The 8,234-nt window shown below is 58.1% G+C and carries 8 protein-coding genes and 1 pseudogene; 7 read left to right on the forward strand and 2 right to left on the reverse strand.

Annotated elements, in window-relative coordinates; genetic code table 11:
* Positions 1-169 precede the first annotated feature (169 nt).
* Together guaB and guaA are read left to right on the forward strand one after the other, a co-directional pair.
* The gene (gene guaB, locus JWQ61_RS18710; RefSeq protein ID WP_304361826.1) at positions 170-1,630 is read left to right on the forward strand and encodes an IMP dehydrogenase; all 1,461 of its coding nucleotides are present in this window, start codon (positions 170-172) and stop codon (positions 1,628-1,630) included.
* A 112-nt stretch (positions 1,631-1,742) separates the two neighbouring features.
* On the forward strand, positions 1,743-3,323 hold the full coding sequence (gene guaA / locus JWQ61_RS18715; protein ID WP_304361827.1) for a glutamine-hydrolyzing GMP synthase: 1,581 nt from the start codon (positions 1,743-1,745) through the stop codon (positions 3,321-3,323).
* A 180-nt stretch (positions 3,324-3,503) separates the two neighbouring features.
* Here the strand turns inward: guaA and JWQ61_RS18720 are convergent.
* Positions 3,504-3,590: pseudogene (locus tag JWQ61_RS18720) on the reverse strand (SDR family oxidoreductase); the annotation flags it as partial.
* A gap of 200 nt (positions 3,591-3,790) precedes the next feature.
* Here JWQ61_RS18720 and JWQ61_RS18725 point away from each other — a divergent pair.
* Together JWQ61_RS18725 and JWQ61_RS18730 are read left to right on the forward strand one after the other, a co-directional pair.
* Entirely contained in the window at positions 3,791-4,168 is a 378-nt protein-coding gene (locus JWQ61_RS18725) for a VOC family protein (RefSeq protein ID WP_304361828.1), read from the forward strand.
* A gap of 74 nt (positions 4,169-4,242) precedes the next feature.
* Positions 4,243-4,659 carry a PaaI family thioesterase gene (locus tag JWQ61_RS18730; protein WP_304361829.1) on the forward strand — a complete coding sequence of 139 codons (417 nt, stop codon included), beginning with the start codon at positions 4,243-4,245 and terminating at the stop codon, positions 4,657-4,659.
* A gap of 120 nt (positions 4,660-4,779) precedes the next feature.
* Here JWQ61_RS18730 and JWQ61_RS18735 read toward each other — a convergent pair whose 3' ends face one another.
* On the reverse strand, positions 4,780-5,673 hold the full coding sequence (locus JWQ61_RS18735) for a LysR family transcriptional regulator (RefSeq protein ID WP_304361830.1): 894 nt from the start codon (positions 5,671-5,673) through the stop codon (positions 4,780-4,782).
* 86 nt (positions 5,674-5,759) lie between these two features.
* On the opposite strand from JWQ61_RS18735, the gene JWQ61_RS18740 reads away from it, so the two are divergent.
* The 3 genes from JWQ61_RS18740 to JWQ61_RS18750 all read left to right on the forward strand — a co-directional run.
* Positions 5,760-6,545, forward strand: coding sequence for an NAD(P)H-dependent oxidoreductase (locus JWQ61_RS18740; RefSeq protein ID WP_304361831.1), 786 nt, complete (start codon positions 5,760-5,762; stop codon positions 6,543-6,545).
* Positions 6,546-6,774: 229 nt separating this feature from the next.
* On the forward strand, positions 6,775-7,818 hold the full coding sequence (locus tag JWQ61_RS18745; protein WP_304361832.1) for a phospholipase A: 1,044 nt from the start codon (positions 6,775-6,777) through the stop codon (positions 7,816-7,818).
* 99 nt (positions 7,819-7,917) lie between these two features.
* Positions 7,918-8,234, forward strand: a 317-nt coding sequence (locus JWQ61_RS18750) for a DUF72 domain-containing protein (RefSeq protein WP_304361833.1), incomplete at its 3' end; no start/stop codon positions are given.

Raw genomic sequence — 8,234 nt, forward strand, 5'->3', positions numbered from 1 at the left:
GGGGCGATAGAAGTAGATTGAGCGCAGATTTCGCCATGTTTCACTAGCCGTGTCAATTGATCGATAGTGCTTTGTGGAAATATTTTCCTCGTTGTGGCTAAAATTGCGCAACGTTAGGCGAGTTGTCCGGTTTTCTGTATAATTCGCTTTTGCGCCTATAGGAAAAACTATGCGTCTACTTCAGAAAGCACTCACGTTCGATGACGTGCTGTTGGTCCCCGCTTATTCGGACGTCCTCCCCAAAGACACCACCCTTAAAACACGCCTGACCCGCAATATCGATATCAACATTCCGTTGCTGTCGGCTGCGATGGACACCGTGACTGAAGCGCGGCTGGCGATCGCCATGGCGCAAGAGGGCGGCATCGGCATCATCCACAAGAACTTGACCGCGCAGGAACAGGCGCGTGAAGTCTCCAAGGTCAAGCGTTTCGAATCCGGTGTGGTGCGTGATCCGATCACGATTCCGCCGAACATGCGCATCCGTGAAGTGATCGCCTTGTCGGAACAGCACGGCATCAGCGGTTTCCCGGTGGTCGACGGCAATCGCCTGGTCGGCATCATCACCAACCGCGACCTGCGTTTTGAAGAAGAGCTGGAGGCCGAAGTCAGCGCCAAGATGACGCCGCGCGAGAAGCTGGTCTACGTCAAGGACGGCGCCGACCTGTCGGAAGCCAAGCGCCTGATGAACAAGCACCGCCTGGAACGCGTGATGGTGGTCAACGACGCTTTCGAGCTGCGCGGCCTGATCACGGTCAAGGATATCCAGAAATCGACCTCGCACCCGCTGGCGTCCAAGGATAGCCAGGGCAAGCTGCGGGTCGGCGCCGCAGTCGGCGTCGGCGCCGACAACGAAGAGCGCATCGAGCTGCTGGTGAAAGCCGGCGTCGACGTCATCGTGGTCGATACCGCGCACGGCCACTCCAAGGGCGTGCTGGACCGCGTCAAGTGGGTCAAACAGAATTTCCCGCAGGTGGAAGTCATCGGTGGCAATATCGCTACCGCCGCCGCCGCCAAGGCGTTGGCTGACCACGGCGCCGACGGTGTCAAGGTCGGCATCGGCCCTGGTTCGATCTGCACCACGCGGATCGTGGCCGGCGTCGGCGTGCCGCAGATTTCCGCCATCGCCAATGTCGCGCAAGCGCTCAAGGGGACAGGCATTCCATGTATCGCCGACGGCGGCATCCGCTTTTCGGGCGACATCGCCAAGGCGCTGGCCGCCGGCGCCTCGACCGTGATGATGGGCAGCATGTTCGCCGGCACCGAAGAAGCGCCGGGCGAAGTGATCCTGTTCCAGGGCCGCAGCTACAAGTCATACCGCGGCATGGGCAGCCTGGGCGCGATGTCGGACGGTTCCGCCGACCGCTACTTCCAGGATTCGGCCAACAAGGCGGACAAGTTCGTACCGGAAGGCATTGAAGGCCGGGTGCCTTACAAGGGCAGCGTTCTGACCATCTTGTACCAGCTGATCGGCGGCGTCCGTTCTTCCATGGGCTACTGCGGCTGTGCGACGATCGACGAGCTGCGCGAAAAAGCCGAGTTTGTGGAAATCACCTCAGCCGGCATGCGCGAGTCGCATGTCCATGATGTGCAGATCACCAAGGAAGCGCCGAACTACCGTACTGACTGATCGAAGAGATTACGATCTTGTCCAGGAACGCGCCACCTGCGGAGTACCCGCCGGTGGCGCGTGCAGTTTAAAGATTCTCATTTTTTGCTAAATCAGCTACCAGGCATCCACCATGCACTCAAAAATCCTCATCCTCGATTTCGGCTCCCAGGTTACCCAACTGATCGCACGGCGCGTGCGCGAAGCTGGTGTGTTTTCCGAGGTTTATCCCTACGATGTGTCCGACGAATTCGTTCGCAGCTACGGTGCTTCCGGCGTGATCCTGTCGGGCGGCCCGAATAGCGTTACCGACGGCGATACGCCGCGCGCGCCGCAAGCGGTGTTCGAGCTGGGCGTGCCGGTATTCGGCATCTGCTACGGCATGCAAACCATGGCCGAGCAGCTGGGCGGCAAGGTCGAGATGGGCAAGGTGCGTGAATTCGGCTACGCCGAAGTGCGCGCGCGCGGCCATACCGCGCTGCTGAAAGACATCAGCGATTTCGTGACGCCGGATTCGCATGCCATGCTGAAAGTCTGGATGAGCCATGGCGACAAGGTCAACGCCATGCCGCCCGGTTTCAAGCTGATGGCATCGACCCCGAACTGCCCGATCGCCGGCATGGCCGACGACGAGCGCAGGTTCTACGCGGTGCAATTCCATCCTGAAGTCACCCACACTGTGCAGGGCGAAGCGATCCTGACCCGTTTTGTCATCGATATCTGTGGCTGCAAGCCGGACTGGAACATGCCGGACTACATCGCCGAAGCGGTCGAGTCGATCCGCAAGCAGGTCGGCAGCGACGAAGTGATCCTGGGCCTGTCCGGCGGCGTCGACAGCAGTGTCGCCGCCGCCTTGATCCACCGCGCCATCGGCGACCAGCTGACCTGCGTCTTCGTCGACCACGGCCTGCTGCGCCTGGACGAAGGCAAGATGGTGATGGAGATGTTCGCCCAGAACCTCGGCGTCAAGGTGATCCATGTCGACGCCGCCGCGCAGTTCATGGGCCACCTGGCGGGCGTCACCGATCCGGAAGCCAAGCGCAAGATCATCGGCCGCGAATTCGTCGAAGTGTTCCAGGTCGAATCGGCCAAGCTGCAGAATGCCAAATGGCTGGCGCAAGGCACGATCTACCCGGACGTCATCGAAAGCGCCGGCAAAGGCAAGAACGCCGCGCACACCATCAAGAGCCACCACAATGTCGGCGGCCTGCCGGAAACCCTGAACCTGCAATTGCTGGAACCGCTGCGTGAACTGTTCAAGGATGAAGTGCGCAAGCTGGGCGTAGCGCTCGGCCTGCCGCATGCGATGGTGTACCGCCATCCGTTCCCGGGCCCGGGCCTGGGCGTGCGCATCCTGGGCGAAGTCAAAAAGGAATTCGCCGATCTGTTGCGCCGCGCCGACGCCATCTTTATCGAAGAGCTGCGCAACACCAAGGACGACCAGGACGAAACCTGGTACGACAAGACCAGCCAGGCGTTTGCGGTGTTCCTGCCGGTCAAGTCAGTCGGCGTGATGGGCGATGGCCGCACCTACGAATATGTGGTGGCCTTGCGCGCGGTGCAGACGCAGGATTTCATGACTGCACATTGGGCGCACTTGCCGCATGAGTTGCTGGGACGGGTGTCGAATCGCATCATCAATGAAGTGCGCGGGATCAATCGGGTTGTGTATGACATTTCCGGCAAGCCGCCTGCGACTATCGAGTGGGAATGATCTGATGTCTGGCACTCGCTAGTAATCAAAAGTAAAAAAAGCAGAAAAGCCCGCGTAAATGCGGGTTTTTTTTTGATTTGGGCTAAGAAAAAAGCTTTGACTCAAATTTGCGTTATACGTAGGAGGCATGGCGACGCTTGACGCGCCTATGATGCATGTCGCACGATAGGCGCAAGCTCCTCAAACCTGTGCAAAACCGCCGTCCGCAAACAATTCACTTCCAGTCACAAAGCTACTGTCATCGGAAGCAAGGAATAGTGCGCCGGCAGGCTTTGCTCGACGCCGATGTCCGATAAGCTGCTTAGCTTTCAGCTTTTGGTCAGACATGGTCCACATGTCATTGAGCGTGGTATTTTTCATGGTATTTGAGTAGATGGCTATCTCGAACGCCTTTAAAATATTTGGCTTTAAGAGCTGATTTACAATTGAATGGGCCTCGCGCAGGCCCACACACTTCAGGAGAACCCATGTTTGATCACGTCAAATTCGGAGTCAGCGACTATGCAGCGAGCAAAGCGTTTTTCCTCAAGGCGCTCGAACCGCTCGGCGTAGCTGTTGTCTCGGAAGGGCAGCCGACGTACGGTGTCGAGCTTCTTGGCCCAAAGAATAAGGCTTCATTGTGCCTGTACCAAACCGAGGAGAGGCCGGCGCATCTTCACTTGGCGTTCACGGCCGAGAATCGCCGGCAAGTCGAAGCTTTCTATCGCGCGGCTCTGGAGGCGGGCGGCAAAGACAACGGTGCGCCTGGTCTGCGCCCGCACTACCACGCGAACTACTATGCCGCGTTTGTCATCGGTCCGGACGGGCACAACATCGAAGTGGTTTGCCAGGAACCCGAGGCCTAGTGACTGCATGAATATGCGGTCTGTCTAATCAATGCCAAGCATCCTGCACGATCCCATCAAGAGGCCACTTTTCCATGAATGAAATGCAAGAACGAATCGCAGCCAGCTTTAGATCGCAAGGCCTGATGGCGACCCTCGGCGCGCAGCTTGTCTCAGTCGTGGATGGCGAGGTGCAAATAGAATTGCCATTCTCCACGCAGTTGTCCCAGCAGCGCGGCTATGTTCACGCTGGCGCGATAACAAGTATTGTCGATAGTGCTTGCGGGTATGCGGCGTTGACCAGGGCGCCATCCGGTTGCGACGTTGTCACCGCCGAGTTCAAAATCAACTTCGTGCGGCCGGCGATTGGCGAACGATTTTTGGCAATCGGAAAGGTACAGACTTCGGGTAAGCTGCTCACCGTCTGCACAGGAGAAGTCCGCGCCTTGTCGGAAACTGCGTGGAAAGTAGTTGCCATCATGCAGGCAACGATCGTCAACGTCCCTGCCTGACGCCTATGCGCAATCAAGCGTAATAGGAGCAGTTTTGCAAGCAAAGGCACAATCTGATATCGGAAGGACCAGGATGATATCTGGCGCTGACCGGATGCCGGAGAAACTTAAGTCAACGGTTTACACCGAATTTGCGATGTACTCGCGCAGCCATTGGTGTGCGGGGTCGCGATGGCAACGCTCGTGCCAGAGCATGGCCATCTCGTAGCCCGCCACCTCAACAGGCGGCTCGACAACTTGCAGCTCGCTGGTGTCGCGCACCAGGCGCGAAGGCAGCATCGCCACCAGGTCAGTGTTCGTCAGCACCGACCTGACAAACAGGAAGTGCGGAACGGAAAGCACTACCCGGCGCGCCACGCCTGCCTCCGACAGTGCCTCATCGGTGACGCCATGGAATCCTCCGCCATCCGGCGACACGATCACGTGATCGAGCTTGCAGAATTGCGAGAGTGTCGGGCGTTTTTTCAAGCGCGGATGACCTGCGCGGCCAACCAGGACGTAGCGCTCGGTAAAGAGCGTTCGACGCCGCAATCCTGGCGGGGATCCCTCGCTAGTGTGGAAAGCAAGATCAATCTCTCCCTGTTCCGCTTGCCTGGCTATGCGCGGAGGAACCAGCTCAAGGACCGCCAGCCGGGTGCCGGGCGCCGCTGAACGCAAACCGCTTAAAGCAGGCAGCACGATTGTTGATTCGCCGTAGTCGGTCGCGGCAACGCGCCATGTTTGACTGGCCTGGGCCGGGTCGAAAGGGCTGGCGGGCGATACCGCATGCTCGAGTGCAGCAAGCGCCAGCCGCAAAGGTTCGCGCAGCTCATCGGCCCGCGCGGTGGGCCGCATTCCTCGTGGCCCGGGCAGCAGCAGCGGGTCGCCAAAGATATCCCGCAGCTTGGCGAGATGAACGCTGATCGACGGTTGGGAAAAGTTAAGGCGCTCCGCCGCGCGGGTCACATTATGTTCCGCAAGCAGGACATCCAATGTCACCAGCAGGTTGAGGTCGAGTCGTCGGAGATTAATCATGGCTATACCTGGAATATTGAGAATTCATTTTCAATATAGCTTACAAAAACCTAAGCTGCTTGTTCCTTATCCCTGAAAGCACAACCATGAATATTCTTCTCGTCTATGCCCATCCCGAACCAAAGTCCCTGAACGGTTCGCTTAAGGACTTCTCGGTCAAGCACCTTGAGGATGCCGGCCACGCCGTCCAGGTTTCGGATTTATACGCAATGAAGTGGAAAGCATCGCTGGACGCGGACGACAGCATGGATTGGCAAGCCCGGCGGCCCGGCATGCGCTTCGATCCGTCGCTTGAATCCAGGCACGCGTTCGAGAATGGCTTGCAGAGCAAGGATATCGCGCTCGAACAGGATAAGTTGCGATGGGCGGATACCGTCATCCTGCAATTTCCCCTTTGGTGGTTCTCGATGCCGGCGATCCTGAAAGGCTGGGTAGAGCGCGTCTATGCCTATGGCTTCGCATACGGCGTAGGGGAGCACTCGGACGCGCGCTGGGGCGACCGCTATGGCGAAGGCACGCTGGCGGGAAAACGTGCGATGCTGGTCGTCACTACGGGCGGATGGGAGTCTCATTACAGCCCGCGGGGCATCAACGGCCCGATAGACGATATTTTGTTCCCCATCCAGCATGGGGTGCTGTATTACCCCGGCTTTGACGTCTTGCCGCCGTTCGTGGCCTACCGCACAGGCCGGATCGACGAAGCAAGGTTTGCAAAGATTCGGGACGCCCTCGGCCAGCGCCTTGACGATCTTTGGCAGACCGCGCCTATACCGTTTCGTCCGCAAAATGCTGGCGCCTACGATATCCCCGAATTGACGCTGCGGCCTGAGGTTGCGCCGGATCAGGTGGGATTCGCTGCACATACTGCATAAGGCCGGAAATGATCCGGCGTCCGGCATTTGTTAATATATGAAAATGAGAAATGCGCCAAGGCCCGCATGAGTGCGGGCTTTTTTTTGTTTTTTGATACTGCCGGAAGTATGTTTCCAAGCGAGCACCGTAATTGGTCAACAGCGTCGGGCAGCAGCGCATACGCTTTGATTCTCCATGCCTGCAAAGGTTGGCATGGGCTGGACAGCTTCGTATTTTTTAGAACCCACTATGCAAAAAAACATCAAGAAAATCGTTTTTTCCTTAAGCTGCATGTCGCCGGTGCTGCTGCATGCGGCTGAACTGGAACAGCAACTGGCGCGCTGCTCCGTATTAGGTGACGCCAGTGCGCGGCTAGGCTGCTTCGATGCCCTGGCCAAGGCTACAGCGGATACGCCGGTTCCCGCTGCTGCTGCCGATTCCCAGGCTGCGCCTGCATCGCCGCCGGCCTTAGCCGTCGCCAAGAAGGCAAGCGAACCGAGTGAGTCGCCTATTTCGCATACAGTGCAGAGCTGGGAACTTGATCCCAGTTCCAAACGCGGCGTGTTCGCCCTCAAGTCTTACCTGAGCAATTACGTATTGCTGGCCAATTACAGCAGCTCCACCAACGACGCGCCGTTCGCCAGCGACGCCAACGGACTCAAACCGCAGCACACGGAATTGACTTACCAGCTCAGCTTCAAGATGAAGATGGCGGAAAACATCGCCGGCAGCCCGGTCGACCTGTGGCTGGCCTATACCCAGCAAAGTTTTTGGCAGGCATACAACCGAGCCGATTCCAGCCCGTTCCGGGAAACCAATTACCAGCCTGAACTGATTGCAACGCTGCCATTGAGCATGAAGATCGGCGACTTCAACTTCCGCTATCTCAATTTCGGGCTGGTGCATCAGTCCAACGGCCAATCCTCCACCTTGTCCCGCAGCTGGAACCGTTTTTATACTGAACTGGGCGCCGAATACGGCAACCTGGCGCTGTCGGCCAGGATCTGGAAACGCCTCGATAATGCAACATCCAACAACGACAACATCGATATCGTCGACTACATGGGCCATGGTGACGTGCGCGCCACCTACCGCCAGGACGGTTACGAATATTCGTTGACCGGGCGCCGCAACTTCCGGACCGGACACGGCGCGCTCGAAGCCGGCTGGGCCTTTCCGGTCACGACCAATCTGAAAGGGTACTTGCATCTGTTTTCGGGTTATGGCGAAAGCCTGATCGATTACAACTATTCGCAAAAATCCATCGGCGCCGGCTTTTTAGTCGATTTCTAAAGCGCAGGTCCGATTCATGGGATGTGCAGATCTGGAAAAATGCCGGTCTTGTGAGGTGTATCGCACTGTCGATTTACGGTTTGTGCCTATACTTGTCCCATGGGCAAAATCTACATCGGCATCTCCGGCTGGCGTTATGCACCCTGGCGCGGCGTATTTTATCCGGATGGCCTGAGGCAGGCCGACGAGCTGGCGTTCGCGTCGCGCGCCTTGCCGTCGATCGAACTCAACGGTTCGTTTTACGCGCTGCAACGGCCCGAAAGCTACAGCGCCTGGTACCAGGCGACGCCGCCGGGATTTGTCTTCAGCCACAAAGGCAATCGTTTCGTCACCCACATCCAGCGCTTGCGCGACATTGATGGGCCGCTGGCGAACGTGTTTGCTTCCGGCGTCTTCAACCTGCGCGAAAAGCTGGG

Source organism: Collimonas fungivorans (assembly GCF_028292705.1).
GTDB lineage: Bacteria > Pseudomonadota > Gammaproteobacteria > Burkholderiales > Burkholderiaceae_D > Collimonas > Collimonas fungivorans_B.

Excerpts from the sequence above, each read along its gene's own strand:
- guaB (WP_304361826.1), top strand. The coding sequence starts at position 170 with ATGCGTCTACTTCAGAAAGCACTCACGTTCGATGACGTGCTGTTGGTC.
- guaA (WP_304361827.1), top strand. The coding sequence starts at position 1,743 with ATGCACTCAAAAATCCTCATCCTCGATTTCGGCTCCCAGGTTACCCAA.
- JWQ61_RS18725 (WP_304361828.1), top strand. The coding sequence starts at position 3,791 with ATGTTTGATCACGTCAAATTCGGAGTCAGCGACTATGCAGCGAGCAAA.
- JWQ61_RS18730 (WP_304361829.1), top strand. The coding sequence starts at position 4,243 with ATGAATGAAATGCAAGAACGAATCGCAGCCAGCTTTAGATCGCAAGGC.
- JWQ61_RS18735 (WP_304361830.1), bottom strand. The coding sequence starts at position 5,673 with ATGATTAATCTCCGACGACTCGACCTCAACCTGCTGGTGACATTGGAT.
- JWQ61_RS18740 (WP_304361831.1), top strand. The coding sequence starts at position 5,760 with ATGAATATTCTTCTCGTCTATGCCCATCCCGAACCAAAGTCCCTGAAC.
- JWQ61_RS18745 (WP_304361832.1), top strand. The coding sequence starts at position 6,775 with ATGCAAAAAAACATCAAGAAAATCGTTTTTTCCTTAAGCTGCATGTCG.